This is a genomic window from Acinetobacter sp. 40AMC3-4, from assembly GCF_049898185.1.
In the GTDB taxonomy this organism is placed as follows: domain Bacteria; phylum Pseudomonadota; class Gammaproteobacteria; order Pseudomonadales; family Moraxellaceae; genus Acinetobacter.
On the sequence record NZ_JAFCXG010000010.1, the window covers coordinates 63,329 to 77,795 of the forward strand.

Consider the following 14,467-nt stretch of genomic DNA (forward strand, 5'->3'; position numbering starts at 1 on the left):
TTCCCTTTACATGTGCTCGATGCCAGCTGGAATGTTATAAAAGGTTGGATGACGATAAACCTTGTCCAAAGCGGGTTCAAAAAACTCTGCTTTTTCATCTGGCTGGGAAGAGGTAATCAATTCAGATTTCACCACCCAGATACTGATCCCTTCATTGCGGCGGGTATATACATCGCGGGCATTTTGTAGTGCGACTTCCTCATCCGGCGCACGCAGGCTGCCGACATGACGGTGACTCAGACCCTGTTTACTACGCACAAACACTTCATAAAGTGACCAGTTATTTTTGTTATTCATGAGCAAATTTCCTTATATTGATCAAACTATTTTTTAAGCAACTTTTTGTGCTGCTGACTGTTGCTGCTGTTTCTGCGCATAGACGGCTGCTGAATCACGTACCCACTTGCCGCCTTCCCAAGCTTTGCGGCGTGCTTCAATACGCTCATGGTTACACGGTCCCTTGCCTGCAAGAATCGCAAAAAACTCATCCCAATTGATTTCACCAAATTCATAATGTCCGGTGGCTTCATTGAATTTAAGGTCTGGATCGGGAACGGTTAAACCCAGCTGTAAAACTTGCGACACGGTGTTATCGACAAATTTCTGACGTAGCTCATCGTTGCTGAATAATTTAATTTTCCACTGCATACTTTGTGCACTGTTCGGTGAATTATCATCACTTGGACCAAACATCATCAGTGCCGGCCACCAAAAACGGTTCACGGCATCCTGTGCCATCTGCTTTTGTTCCGGCGTACCATTGGCCAGTTCCATCATGGCTTCAAAGCCCTGACGCTGATGGAAACTTTCTTCCTTGCAGACGCGCACCATAGCGCGGGCATAAGGACCATAAGACGTACGGCACAACGCAACCTGATTGACAATTGCTGCACCATCCACCAGCCAGCCAATCGCTGCAACATCGGCCCAGCTCAGAGTTGGATAGTTAAAAATGGATGAATATTTCATGCGACCGGCAATCAGCTTATCCATCATGTCGTCACGATCCGCCCCCAAGGTTTCTGCAGCACTGTACAGATACAAAGCATGACCGGCTTCGTCCTGAACTTTTGCCATCAGCACAGCTTTACGCTTCAAGGTCGGTGCACGGGTAATCCAGTTGCCTTCCGGCAACATGCCCACCACTTCAGAGTGTGCATGCTGACCAATCTGACGAATCAAGGTCTTACGATAAGCATCCGGCATCCAGTCCTTCGGCTCGATGGAAATATCCTTTTCAATCTTTTGATCGAAGATTTGTTGTTGATTATTCATTGTTCCCTCACTTATCCCAAGTGTTGATACATTCAAATTAAAACGATACGCAATTAAAATCAATATCTATTTATTGGTATCATTTAATTTTTATCCCTTATTTTTACTAAATATTTGTTTTATATAATTTAATATTTTTTATTTTATTGTTACGCATTTTTAAACACAGATTTATGATTGACATTTTCAATTTTTCAACACAAATTATAAAACATCAAAATTAAAATACATCTCAAAACGTATCATAAATGGAGTTTTTACAATGTTAGAGTTAGACAGCAGCTCAAGCACAATGGATTATCAAGATACTGAATCAACCCATAATCCTATTGCCATCAAAAGCTTATCTTCACTGGTGTACGGCCAGGAATACAAAGCGCAAGCCGATTTACGTACGGTTTATCATGCCATTAGCGGTGAAGCGGTTTATCAGGTCGGCAGTCAGGGCATCGATACCCAAGCCGTGGTGAAGTATGCCAAACAAAAAGGCGCGACTATCGCCACATGGACGTTTCATCAACGTGCCAATGCACTGAAGCAAGTGGCACAGTATTTGATGGAACGCAAAGAAGACTTTTATGAGCTTGCCAAAGTAACCGGCTGTACCCGTAAAGATGCCTGGATTGATATTGAAGGCGGGATTGGCACCTTATATGCCTATTCGAGTTTGGTGCGTCGTGAACTGAGTGATGAAACAGCGTTGGTCGAAGATGCCTGGATTCCTCTTTCTAAGCAAGGTAGCTTTGGCGCGAAACATATTCTGACGCCTAAAGCCGGTGTAGCCGTGCATATCAATGCCTTTAACTTTCCAATCTGGGGCATGCTGGAGAAAATCGCACCGACGCTACTGGCGGGCGTACCCTGTATTGTCAAACCGGCGACCGAAGGTGCCGAGCTGACCCATGCCGTGGTCAAAGCTATTCATGAAAGCGGTTTCTTGCCAGAAGGTTCACTGCAGCTTATTTGCGGACAGATCTATGATTTATTTGATCATTTAAATCCTCAAGATACGGTCACTTTTACCGGTTCTGCTTCAACAGGGCAAAAACTGCGTTCGCATCCACATTTAAATGCCTACTCGATTCCGTTCACCATGGAAGCAGACTCGGTCAACAGTGCGATTTTGACGGCGCAAGCCAATGATGAAACGATTGATTTATTTGTGCGTGAAGTTTTCCGTGAAATAACCACCAAAGCTGGACAAAAATGTACTGCCATTCGTCGTGCTTTTGTGCCAGCCGAGCTATTGGATACAGTACAAAGTCGTCTGATTGAAAAACTAAAAAAAGTGGTCGTGGGCGATCCGGCTCAGGAAGGCGTGACGATGGGTGCTTTGGCCAGCGTCAAACAGAAACATGATGTCGCTGCAAAAGTTGAACAGCTCAGTCAAAATGCAGAAATCGTATTCGGTAGCCACTTGCGTCAGGACTTTAGGATTCAAGTACAAAATACAGAGAAATCCGCATGTTATCCACCAACCGTATTGGTCTGCAAAGCACCGGATCAGGCAGAAAATATTCATAAGATTGAAGCCTTTGGACCTGTAGTGACTTTAATGCCATATACTGACCTGGCTCAGCTGGCTGACTTGGTGGCACGTGGCGAAGGTAGCTTAGTGGCATCTATCGTACGCAATACTGATGAAAATATTGAACAACTGCTGAGCAAAATTGCGCCATGGCATGGCCGTGTCCATATTCTGGATGCAGAAAGTGCCAAAGAAAGTACCGGACATGGCTCTCCATTACCTTTACTGGTTCATGGTGGACCGGGACGTGCCGGTGGCGGTGAAGAACTCGGCGGCTTGCGTGCAGTCAAACATTATATGCAACGTACTGCGATTCAAGGCTCGCCAAATGCCATGACTCAGGTCGGCCATAGCTGGACGGCTGGAGCTCAAGTCTTTGAAGACCGCGTGCATCCTTTTAAAAAATCATTTGATGAATTGCGTATAGGCGAGCGTTTACTGACTGCACGACGTAGCGTGACCGAAGCGGATCTGGTGAATTTCGGCTGCCTGAGCGGTGATCACTTCTATGCGCATATGGACAAGATTGCTGCAGCAGAATCCCTGTTTGGTGAACGTGTGGCACATGGCTATTTCGTGGTGTCTGCCGCAGCCGGTTTATTCGTTGATGCCGCCCAGGGCCCAGTCATTGCCAACTATGGCATGGACAACTTGCGCTTTGTAGAACCGGTGAAAATTGGCGATACCATTCAGGTAGAACTGACCTGTAAGCAGAAAACTCCAAAAGCACTGCGCGATCCGGCACAGAAGCCACATGGTGTCGTGGTCTGGGATATTAAAGTAAAAAACCAACGCAATGAACTGGTTGCAACCTACGATATTTTAACGCTGGTTGAGCGTGGCTAAAAATTTAAACTCAAAAAAAGGAATCATTATGATTCCTTTTTTTTGCCTTTAAAAATTATTTGTATCTATTTTTAAAAAAGATTGACGTCTCTCTATTTAGGCTCTAGATTAATTAAATACGATACAATATAAAAATAACAAGCATATTAAAAGTATCAAATAAATATCTCAAACGATCAGCACAGGATGTTGCATGATGAATGATAAATCGCTGAACCTAGAAATGGTTGAAAGGACGATTCAACCAACAAATCAAAATTTTGAGCCTACACCGACAGAAACGGCTGTGCCGCTGTCTGAACAGATTGAACCGCCACCGGAAAGCAGCACCTATCAATGGTATGTGGTGGTCATTTGTATGGTGGCTTACATTCTGTCATTTGTAGACCGTCAAATTTTATCGCTCATGATTGAACCGATTAAAGCCGATTTAATGCTGAGCGATACTCAGTTTAGTCTGTTACAGGGTCTGGCCTTCTCCTTATTTTATGCCATTATGGGCTTGCCCATTGCCGCATTGGCGGATCAAAAGTCACGGATTAAAATTATTGCAACCGGGATTGCATTCTGGAGTCTCGCTACAGCGGCTTGTGGCCTCAGTAAAAACTTTATTCAAATGTTTATTGCACGTCTGAGTGTGGGTGCCGGTGAAGCTGCGCTTTCCCCTGCCTTTTATTCAATCGTTGCCGATTTATTTCCGAAAGATAAATTAGGCCGTGCACTCGGTGTATATGCGATTGGTGCCTTTATTGGTTCGGGCCTAGCTTTCCTGATTGGCGGCTATGTGATTGGCCTGCTAAAAGATGTCAGCTTCGTAGCCTTACCCCTCATTGGTGAAGTGAAAACCTGGCAACTTACCTTTATGATTGTGGGTCTTCCAGGCGTATTACTAGCCCTACTCATGGTGCTGACGGTGCGTGAACCTGCACGTAAGGGTATGAAAGTCGATCAGGATGGCCAGGTCATTAAAGCCTCTTTCAAAAATTCGATTGGTTTTATCAAGACACATAAAAAGACCTTCTTCTGTCATTTTATTGGCTTTTCTTTTTACACCATGATGCTGTATTCGCTGCTGGGCTGGGCACCTGCCTATTACATGCGTAATTTCGGTCTGGATGCGAGTCAAACCGGTTATATCCTCGGTACGATTATTCTAGTCGCGAATACTTCGGGTGCCTTATTCTGTGGCTGGTTGATCGACTTCTTCTCGAAACGTGGCTATAGCGATGCTGCAATTCGTACCGGTGCGATTGGCTGTGCAGCGCTGATTATTCCGAGTGTGCTGTTCACTCAGGTCGATAATATGCAGCTTTCATTTGCGCTGATTTTTGTGGCGATGTTCTTCTCCACTTTCCCGATTCCTGCATCGGCTGCTGCTACGCAAATGCTGACACCAAACCAGCTACGCGCACAGGTATCTGCCAAGTTCCTGCTGGTTTCAAACCTGATTGCCTTAGGCGTCGGAACCACCGCTGTGGCATTAATCACGGATAAATATTTCCAGAATACCTTAATGGTTGGTAACTCGATCTCGATCGTCAATGCGATTGCCGGATTGATTGGTTGCTTCCTGTTGTACAAGGGCTGTCAGTATTATCGTGAGAGTATGAAAGTCGAGAAACTGGCTGATTAAAATGGCTGGATATCGCTAAATCATCCTAAGCTTCACTTTTAAAGGCCTTTAATCCACATTAAAGGCCTTTTTATATCAGCCCAAAAAGTTCAATTTTCAGGTACTCATCATTCAATTCCGATCCAGCCTAGACAGGCTGCCTAAAAAAACGTATAACACCGTTTTAAATTTACAGGTGTGCACCGTTGAAACTTGTGCTTGCTCCCATGGAAGGCTTAACCGATCCGATTATGCGTGATGTGCTGACATCCGTAGGTAGCTTTGACTGGTGTGTGACCGAGTTTATCCGTGTCACCGATTCCCTTCTGCCCGATCATATTTATCATACTTACTGCCCGGAACTGTTGAATGATGGCAAGACGGCGGCAGGTACACCGGTACATGTCCAATTCTTAGGAAATAATCCGGAGATGCTAGCAGCGAATGCCGCCAAAGTGGCAGCCATGGGCGCACCGGCAATTGACATGAATTTTGGCTGTCCGGCCAAAACCGTGAACCGTCATCGTGGTGGTTCAGTCCTGCTCGATGAACCCGAAGTCGTGCATGAGCTGGTTAAAGCCGTGCGTGATGCAGTGCCTGCGCATATTCCGGTTTCCGCCAAAATGCGTCTGGGTTATATGGACCGTAATTTCATGCTGGAAAATGCCCATGCCATTGAAGATGCAGGAGCAGCATGGGTTACCGTGCATGCGCGCACCAAAGCCGATGGCTATACTCCGCCCGCATTCTGGGACCAGCTACAACCGATTCGTGAGACACTTAAGATCAATGTGATCGCCAATGGTGAAATCTGGAACAATGCCGATGCCAAACAGTGCCGTCTGGAATCCGGTTGCGAAGATCTGATGATTGGCCGTGGTGCAGTGACTACACCCGACCTGACCCAATGTATCCGTCAAAACTCGGATGCACCTTTGATGAACTGGAATGAACTACTGCAACTACAAATTCGTTTTATCAACGGCCCAGCCAAAACTGAGATCGGGATGGTCGGCCGTTACAAGCAATGGCTGGGCATGATGTCGAAACATTATCCTGAAGCCAAAGCCTTATGGGACGAAGTGAAACGGATTAAAGTTCTGGCCGAGATTACCGAAAAACTGAAAGCTTCAAATATTTAAAACCAAAAAGCCTTTGAATGATTCACAGGCTTTTTTTATGAGTCCGTAAAAAACTTATGACTGCTTATGCTGCTTTAAATTTTCTACGTGTTCCCGATTAGTTTTCCAGGATTTTTCTAAAACTTCTTTTTCTAACCGCAGTTGTATCCGTTTTAATTTCGTTTCAGAAATCATCTGCTGATCAAAACTTTTCACATAGTCGATCCAGCCTGCACCCCGAAATACATGATTTGGCATCGGTGTTTTAAACACAGCATCCGGCATAAATACAATCACAGAATGCAAAAGGTCTGGTTCCACAATATCTGCCAGTAGCTGCTCCAATACTTTGATGTGCTTATAGTTCTGATGAATCGGATTCTGAAATTTATAACTGTTTTTATAGATTTTCTGGGTCCAGGTTTTTTGTCGCTCGTTTCCAAATATCCAGCCTTTATAGTTTTTAGTCTCAATCACAAATATTCCGTAAGGACTTAATAACAGATGATCGATCTGCGTGGTCGCGCCTGTCCCGTCTGGAAGAGTCAAATCATTGAGCAGAATATATTGAAGATCTTTTAAATACAGTTTGACATGGGCAGCAACCGCAAATTCTCCTAATTTCCCTTTTAAAAATGGCTTGAATAATTTAAAAATCATCACGCCAAAGAAAAGCAGAAGAATCCACCCTAAGCTGGACCAAAATGGACTTAATAGCTGTATGGTAGAATGTTCCATATTCTAATTTTCATTTGTTTTAAGTGTTTAAATATTAATGCGTTCGCTCAATATTTAACAGGATTTCTTTTTTATCCAAACCACCGGCAAATCCTACCAGCTTGCCACTGCGACCAATCACCCGATGACAGGGTGCAATAATCGAAATCGGGTTTTTGCCATTGGCTGCACCCACGGCGCGTACTGCCTTGATATTACCCACCTGTTCAGCAATGTCACGATAGCTTCGGGTCTGTCCGTAGGGAATATTCAGTAGCGCCTGCCAAACTTTTTTCTGAAAATCAGTACCGGCAAAGTCCAAAGGCAGGTCAAAAACATTGCGCTGACCGGCAAAATATTCTTGGAGCTGGCGTCTGGTTTCAATCAAGACCGGATGTCGCGGATCTTCAACCAAGGTCGCCAGTTTCACCCGATTCGGCTGTTCACAATCCCAAAGCACGGCTACCAGCGCGGTTTCATTCGCGACCAGCTGTAGCTGACCTACAGGCGAGTCCATATAAAGATAACTTAAGTTCATGATGGTGCCCTGTCCCAATCACTGGAGTTCATTTTCTATATTAACCCAGTTCACCGAGACAGACAGAAACAAATTATGAAGAGGATACTTTCATCAGTACCAGACCGGAAATGATGAGTACGGCAGCCAGCATACGCAATGCTGTAGCAGGTTCACCCAGAACCCAAATACCGATGAGAAATGAACCCACTGCACCAATCCCGGTCCAGATCGTATAGGCTGTACCTAGCGGCAAAGTACGCATCGCATAAGCCAGCAAAGCAAAACTCAGTACCATGAAAACAATAGTAATGATACTGGGGGTTAAACGAGTAAATCCTTCGGACAGCTTCATCGAATATGCCCACACGATTTCAAAAATACCCGCAAGAATAAGTACGATCCAGGCCATGCAGCCCTCCTCTTTTTATATAAGAATCAGGCCATCCTGACGATTTTTCCTGTAAATTCCGACACGCAATTCACAAGGGAGGTCGTTCCTCCTAGGTGTAAAAATTTTATAAAACCACATTGCAGTAATCTGGCTATTTTTACAAAAAATGACTTATCGAGATACAACTTAACTTTGCCTTACTCAAATCTCCACGACATTCATGGCTACTCTGGTTATGGTAGATGTTGAAAATGCCAAGTCAGAAATAGTTCTAATAATCGGGCAATTCATTCACAACAATTACATGAGAATGGACTCAGAATATTAAGTTATACACATCAATTAAATTTAAACTTTGTCTGGAGAAATTACATAATGAAACACAAATATACGACACATTGATCACTTTTTGCCTGGTTCCATTATCAACCTATGGTGAATAAACAACCACCGAACACAAGGGTTATAAACAATAAAAAAGAACCCAATTTGAGTTCTTTTTATACAAATTTTGTCTAAATCGCAATCAATCAAGCTACAAACGATTACATTTTATGCAACATATCCATATGGTTATCAACATAGATATCTACACACTTATCCATAAAGTTATCCACATATTTATGCACTTATGAGTTTTTAACGATTAGAGTTGAACCTGCCCTACTCTCGCTAATTCCGCACGCATTTCATCAATCACAGCTTTATAATCCGGCTTACCAAAAATAGCTGAACCCGCCACAAACATATCGGCACCCGCTTCGGCAATTTCACGAATATTGCTTGGCGTAACGCCGCCATCAACTTCCAAACGAATATCACGACCTGAAGCATCAATCAGTTTGCGTGCCTGACGCAATTTATCCAAAGTCATTGGAATAAATTTCTGTCCGCCAAAGCCCGGGTTCACGCTCATGAGCAGGATTTGATCGACTTTATCCAGCACATAATCCAAGTAATGCAATGGTGTTGCCGGATTAAATACCAGCCCCGCTTTTGCACCACCTGATTTGATCAACTGTAAAGAACGGTCAATATGATCAGAAGCTTCTGGATGAAAAGTAATGATATCAGCACCCGCTTCAAGGAAATCCCCGATCATGCGATCCACAGGTTTGACCATCAAATGCACATCAATTGGCGCCTTGATCCCATAATTTTTTAAGGCCTTGCAAACACCTGCACCAAAAGTCAGGTTCGGTACATAATGGTTGTCCATGACATCAAAATGGACAACGTCTGCACCTGCTTCCAACACGTTCTCGACTTCTTCACCTAAACGGGCAAAGTCAGCAGATAAAATAGAAGGGGCAATTAAATAAGGCTTGGACATGGGAGAACCTGGCTTGTTGAAATTGGATTTTTCCTATTATATCAAATCCGCTCCGGCTACTGTGATTCGATGTTGCAAGATTAAAACGCTGTGTAACGCTTTGAGGGTTATGACAGCATCACCGCTTGGTTTAAAGTGCAGGATAATGATGAATAGTGTAGAAAACTGATGAAAAGTATTGCCCATATCCAGACGCATCAAGCTTCACGAATTGCCAAACGCCTGGCCAATCACTGGACACATAAATTTAATATTGATGAAACCGAACAAAATTTCCTGATTCATTTTCCAGGTGCAGAAGTAAGTCTGACACCCGAGGCAGATCATATTACCGTAACGATTCAAAGTAATGATGAATCCACTGACCTGAATAAACTTGAAAATGTAGTACTGGATCATCTGATCCGTATGGGACAGGAAAATCTGACTGCTAACTGGCAAAGATAGGGACTAAAAAGCCTTGATAATCAAAGCATAGTAATGATCAGAAACTAGATACGATGATTCGCCTGTTCATTAAAGGCATGAATACGCTCAATTCTTTTATCCAGTTCGGGGTGAGATTTCAGATATTTTTTAAACTTCCCGATCAGGCGAATCCATTTCAGTTCGGTTTCTGTCAGGTGTCGGTCTTTTCCATCGATATTGAGAGTGAAATTTTTCATTTTTATGGTTTGCGATTCCTCTGCCAGTATTCTGGCATTTTCCACCCGCTGCAAAAAGTTAGACAAGTGAATACTGGAAATCTGCTGTTGATGCAAATGCTGCATGGCATAGTCATCGGCATCCAGTTCAATCGCTTGTGAGTATCCAGCATCAGTCAACACGACTACAGAGGCTGTGACCACATCACTTAAATCTCCGGTCACCAAGGCAAACAGTCCCGCCGCCCCCAGATTGGAAATCACTTTTTGCATGCTGTGCTTCTGTACCAGATGGCCTTGTTCATGGGCCAGTACGGCAAGGACTTCCTCATCGGTGCCGCTGATTTTCACCAGTTCATCGGTCACAATAATGGTGTTATTCGGGATGGCTGCGGCATTCATGCCCATGCTTGATCCACCTTGACGGAAAATAATTTTTGCAGGTTTTCCTACAGCAATCTTTTGTTCATACAAAGTTTTTAATCGCATCTGCTGTTCTTCCGGTAGTGTACTTGGTTGGGTCTGGGCAATTAACTGCTGCTCTGTCCGGTTGCCTACTTCAACCAGAGTCTGCTCCGGAAGGAGTTTTGCCAGCTGTTTGGCGCTATAAGGAATCCCCCATTTTAAAATCATAATCACTGCACTAATCACGATGATCATGGAAAAGAAAATCAGGATTGGTAACGTTCAAATTTCCAGATCGCATGATAAATATCTTTATGTTTAATCCCGAGCCAATGCGGCGCTTTGCTTAAAAACTCAATCCGACGTTCTTCAGATAGCTCAATAATCGGTTTACGACCACCGACACCCCCAATGTAGGCCATGTCCGGATAAGCAAAATAAAAATCTGCATCGCTAACTTGTGCTGGAACATCCTCATCAAGTTTCAGGGCAATCCCTTGTTGCTGATCCGGTACAATCCAGGCACGGCGGGCTTCAGCGAGAATTCCGTCATAAAACTTAACTTCGACAGGTCGTTTCATCACATTTACTCCTATAGCGATGCATCGAAATCAAATACGTCCAGGATTTCATCAGCCAAAGCACTCGGGTCAGGTTGCAAGATATGCTCAAGATTAGCTTCATCTTCTGCTACATAGAGTTCCAGATGGTTCAACTGATATTCATATAAACGGATGGCAGCCCAAGGCGTCATTAAGCCCAGACTAAGAACACGTACCATCCAGTTGCTCAGCACAATCCAGCTATAACGCCAGGTGCTTACCCGTGTTTTGAAGTAACTTTGACCAAGCTCCACATGATTCCATGTAATGATATATAAACGTGCAGAAATGACCGGCCAGACCAGCGCCAGGCAAAGCAGATAGCTAAGCAGTAAACCCAGACTAAACAAATTGGTCCCTATCCGGTCTACCCAGTACACCACTGCTGCAAGCCAATACCAACCAGCAGGCAAAGACTCAAGGGCAGATAAACGGCAGACATAAACTTGGACCAGTTAATATTCAGCTTGAATTGCAGCTGACCAATCGATAAATGATTAAAGCAATAGCGTTTGTAGAGCCAGATCATCACCGGACTAAACAGCAGCAAAGTAAAGATATTGATCAGGATGGCCAGAAATAAGACCCTGTAAGCCTCGCGGTTGCTGCCATTAAAATAAAAGCGCACATTGCCATATTTGCTATTTCGGGCCTTGAATTTCAGGGTCATCCGAATGAGCCAGGGCAAACACAGCGCAGCGACCATCAATAAAGAGCTGGTAGCAAGGATTGAATAGTTGGTCAGTACGACGGTAACCAGATATAGTTCCAGTGCAAACAGACGACCCAGCAGGATCCGGCTCGGCATGGCCACAAAGTCGAAGCGATGTTTTAAAAATTGGGTATTGCCGTAGAAATAACGCATACGGCGTGCTTTGGCCCAAGGGCTGTACAAGGTCAATGTCACTATAGTCAGCATCAGATTCACCATCCAGATACCAAAATATTCGGATGCACTGCCATGAAATCTGAATCCATAACGCTGGTATTTCGGTCTGACCGAAGGCGTGACTTCAGTCGAAAAACTTGAAGCAGCTGGAAATAATGGCTCACTGACACGAATACCGTCTGCTGTCTGCTGCATGACGACCCCAATTTTTTATACTTTTATACATCTGATATTAAAAGAAAAACCCCCAGAATGTAAAAACATTTTGGAGGTTTTTTAATCTTCTTAAATCTGCTGTATAAGTGCAGTCTTGCTTTAAGGATTTAACTGCACGGCATGGAATTGTAAATGATCATCTATGAAACTTTGAATAAAGTAATAGCCATGATCATAGCCCTGATGTTCACGCAAAGTGAGCGGCTGGTTCACGGTATCACAAGCTTGCTGAAACAGGGCTGGATTGAGCTGGTTATAGAACTGGTCTGAAAAACCCTGATCAATCAGGATATCGCCAAACAATGCCCCCTTTTCCTGAACCAAAGCGGTCGCATCATGTTTCAGCCATTCTTTTTTTTCAGTACCTAGATAATTTGAGAATGCTTTGTCTCCCCAAGGACACTGGCTCGGGGCACAAATCGGTGCAAAGGCTGAAACAGATTTGAATTTTTCTGGATATTTAAATGCCAGGGTCAATGCGCCATGACCACCCATACTGTGGCCGAAGATACCGATCTTGCCGGGATGGATCACGAATTCCTCAGTGACCAATGCATAAAGCTCATCGACAATGAAGCTTTCCATCTGATAGTGTTCAGCCCACGGTGCCTGAGTGGCATTAATATAAAAACCCGCACCCTGACCAATATCCCAGTTGTCGCCTTCTGCCACACCTTCGCCACGTGGCGAAGTATCCGGTGTTATCAGAATCAAGCCAAGCTGTGCCGCCAAACGCTGTGCATGCGCCTTGATGGCAAAAGTTTCTTCGGTACAGGTCAAACCCGCCAGATAGAATAATGCAGGACAGCTGTGACCTTCTAAAGCTTGAGGCGGCAGAAAAATGCCAAACTTGGTCGGGGTTTTAAGATAGCGCGAATCAAAACGATAAATCCGCTGTTCACCTTCAAAGCTTCTATTGTTCTGTATAAGTTCCATGGCTATTCCTTATTATTACAACCGGTCTGTGGATGACATTGATCTAGGGAGATGATGTCGCCGTAGTGGTCTGTGGAAATAAACGTTGCTCCAGTTGTGGCAACATCAATTCCATATTCTTACCGATGACCCATTGCGGTTCTGATGGCTCAAAACCTTGAGCTGATTCCCATTTTGCTACGGTATCTGTGGCCTGTGCGAAAGCGCTTTGCAAGCTGCTATTTTCACGCATGGCTTCATCAAAGAACGCACGACCAAAATAGGTATAATCCGCTTCATTCGAACAGCCAAAAGACTGCCGATCAGCTGCCGAAGCCGTAATCACCAAGGTATTGTCATTCTGTAAAGCAGAAGCAAAACTGCCTGAAAAACAGGCCGAGATTACGATCACGCGCCAACGTATGCCTGATGCATCTAGTGTTTCACGCAACCATTTTGGATCAACCTGCGCCAGATCCAGTGGGGCATTTTCCATTTCAAATACATTCGGCAAACCGTGAGAGGTCATATATAAAAATAATACGTCACTTTCACGGTTCATCTGCTGCCCCATACGGCGCAATGTCAGCTCCATACTGGTTTTGGAAGCAATCGGCATAGTGGTACGTGTCGCTGGGTGATTGACCAAGGCAATCGATCGGCCAAAAGTACCAAAACGGGTATCAAACTGCTCTTTAATCCGCTCAACTTCAGAATGGAATACATCCTGATAGCTCGCTCCAGCTACTCCCATGAAATACCAGTGTGACTGTGCAAATTCACCATACTCGATATTTTCCAGCGCTTTATTCAGCAAAGTTGGCTGGGCATAGAAAGCATCTTCGGCAAAACTCGGTGGAATTTCTTCGACTTTCCAGATCGGCTGATCTTTGACTGAAATCTGCCAAACTACTAGCGTAAACAAAGTCGCCAGCATAATCAGCGCACGTTCCCACCACGGCCATTTTAATTCATGTGAAATCACCCAGACCACTGCCAGACTTTGCCAGACAAACAGCATGACAAAGAGCGTTGGAATATAGTCGTAAAGGATATAAGGCAGATAATCCAGATCACCCAGATACTGAATCAGACACTGGAACAGCATGATATGGGTATCTAACACCAACCATAACAAGGCTGGCACCAGCATCAAGCGTGGATTATTGACCCGTTGCGACAGAAAAATACCGACAATCAGGGCAATGAAAGGCCAAAGCGCATAACTGATCAGGCCTTGAGAGTTAAAATCTCCCATACGGCCTGAACTGAGCCAGCTAAACAAACTGTTGGCGCAGCCCCCTAAGATCCCCCAGAACACCAGTTGCATGATGGATGGACGGACCAGTTGTAAAGAACGCCTCGACCCCAGAAATAACCACATCCCGGCAATTTGGTTGCTCTTAAAATCGTGCCAAAAATTAATGGAGGGTTTAAAGTCGATCATAGGATT

General features: G+C 44.3%; 14 protein-coding genes and 1 pseudogene. 4 read left to right on the forward strand and 11 right to left on the reverse strand.

All coding sequences use genetic code 11. The annotated features are described in order from the left end of the window. Positions 1 to 6: 6 nt before the first annotated feature. Both paaB and paaA read right to left on the reverse strand, forming a co-directional pair. Entirely contained in the window at positions 7 to 297 is a 291-nt protein-coding gene (gene paaB, locus ACP7BU_RS12010) for a 1,2-phenylacetyl-CoA epoxidase subunit PaaB (RefSeq protein WP_004279183.1), read from the reverse strand. Between the two features lie 33 nt (positions 298 to 330). Next, positions 331 to 1,275 (reverse strand): 1,2-phenylacetyl-CoA epoxidase subunit PaaA, encoded by a 945-nt coding sequence (gene paaA / locus ACP7BU_RS12015; protein WP_004646055.1) that lies wholly within the window; start codon positions 1,273 to 1,275, stop codon positions 331 to 333. A gap of 262 nt (positions 1,276 to 1,537) precedes the next feature. Between paaA and paaZ the strand changes: the two genes are divergently transcribed. From paaZ to ACP7BU_RS12030, 3 genes are all read left to right on the forward strand, one after another. Next, on the forward strand, positions 1,538 to 3,649 hold the full coding sequence (gene paaZ, locus ACP7BU_RS12020; protein ID WP_425879987.1) for a phenylacetic acid degradation bifunctional protein PaaZ: 2,112 nt from the start codon (positions 1,538 to 1,540) through the stop codon (positions 3,647 to 3,649). 193 nt (positions 3,650 to 3,842) lie between these two features. Beyond that, positions 3,843 to 5,282, forward strand: coding sequence for a spinster family MFS transporter (locus tag ACP7BU_RS12025; protein ID WP_005247166.1), 1,440 nt, complete (start codon positions 3,843 to 3,845; stop codon positions 5,280 to 5,282). A 185-nt stretch (positions 5,283 to 5,467) separates the two neighbouring features. Beyond that, the gene (locus tag ACP7BU_RS12030; RefSeq protein ID WP_005251039.1) at positions 5,468 to 6,403 is read left to right on the forward strand and encodes a tRNA-dihydrouridine synthase; all 936 of its coding nucleotides are present in this window, start codon (positions 5,468 to 5,470) and stop codon (positions 6,401 to 6,403) included. A 54-nt stretch (positions 6,404 to 6,457) separates the two neighbouring features. Here ACP7BU_RS12030 and ACP7BU_RS12035 read toward each other — a convergent pair whose 3' ends face one another. The 4 genes from ACP7BU_RS12035 to rpe form a co-directional block, all read right to left on the reverse strand. Beyond that, on the reverse strand, positions 6,458 to 7,120 hold the full coding sequence (locus ACP7BU_RS12035; protein ID WP_164542799.1) for a nuclease-related domain-containing protein: 663 nt from the start codon (positions 7,118 to 7,120) through the stop codon (positions 6,458 to 6,460). A gap of 34 nt (positions 7,121 to 7,154) precedes the next feature. Then, the gene (locus ACP7BU_RS12040; protein ID WP_005247169.1) at positions 7,155 to 7,637 is read right to left on the reverse strand and encodes a methylated-DNA--[protein]-cysteine S-methyltransferase; all 483 of its coding nucleotides are present in this window, start codon (positions 7,635 to 7,637) and stop codon (positions 7,155 to 7,157) included. 73 nt (positions 7,638 to 7,710) lie between these two features. Next, on the reverse strand, positions 7,711 to 8,028 hold the full coding sequence (locus ACP7BU_RS12045; RefSeq protein WP_004279177.1) for a DMT family transporter: 318 nt from the start codon (positions 8,026 to 8,028) through the stop codon (positions 7,711 to 7,713). 628 nt (positions 8,029 to 8,656) lie between these two features. Next, positions 8,657 to 9,343 carry a ribulose-phosphate 3-epimerase gene (gene rpe, locus ACP7BU_RS12050; protein WP_004279174.1) on the reverse strand — a complete coding sequence of 229 codons (687 nt, stop codon included), beginning with the start codon at positions 9,341 to 9,343 and terminating at the stop codon, positions 8,657 to 8,659. A 168-nt stretch (positions 9,344 to 9,511) separates the two neighbouring features. On the opposite strand from rpe, the gene ACP7BU_RS12055 reads away from it, so the two are divergent. Next, positions 9,512 to 9,790, forward strand: coding sequence for a DUF2218 domain-containing protein (locus ACP7BU_RS12055; RefSeq protein ID WP_425879986.1), 279 nt, complete (start codon positions 9,512 to 9,514; stop codon positions 9,788 to 9,790). A 44-nt stretch (positions 9,791 to 9,834) separates the two neighbouring features. Here the strand turns inward: ACP7BU_RS12055 and ACP7BU_RS12060 are convergent, their stop codons facing one another. The 5 genes and pseudogenes from ACP7BU_RS12060 to ACP7BU_RS12080 form a co-directional block, all read right to left on the reverse strand. Beyond that, positions 9,835 to 10,620, reverse strand: a complete 786-nt coding sequence (locus ACP7BU_RS12060) for a M48 family metallopeptidase (protein ID WP_425980821.1) — start codon at positions 10,618 to 10,620, stop codon at positions 9,835 to 9,837. Between the two features lie 38 nt (positions 10,621 to 10,658). Further along, the gene (locus tag ACP7BU_RS12065) at positions 10,659 to 10,973 is read right to left on the reverse strand and encodes a hypothetical protein (protein WP_425879984.1); all 315 of its coding nucleotides are present in this window, start codon (positions 10,971 to 10,973) and stop codon (positions 10,659 to 10,661) included. Between the two features lie 11 nt (positions 10,974 to 10,984). Continuing rightward, positions 10,985 to 12,078, reverse strand: a pseudogene (locus tag ACP7BU_RS12070) (YjgN family protein). A 120-nt stretch (positions 12,079 to 12,198) separates the two neighbouring features. After that, positions 12,199 to 13,035, reverse strand: coding sequence for an S-formylglutathione hydrolase (gene fghA / locus ACP7BU_RS12075; protein WP_425879983.1), 837 nt, complete (start codon positions 13,033 to 13,035; stop codon positions 12,199 to 12,201). 43 nt (positions 13,036 to 13,078) lie between these two features. Next, a complete protein-coding gene (locus ACP7BU_RS12080) occupies positions 13,079 to 14,461 on the reverse strand; it encodes a C13 family peptidase (protein ID WP_004279169.1) in 1,383 nt (460 codons plus the stop codon). Positions 14,462 to 14,467 lie beyond the last annotated feature (6 nt).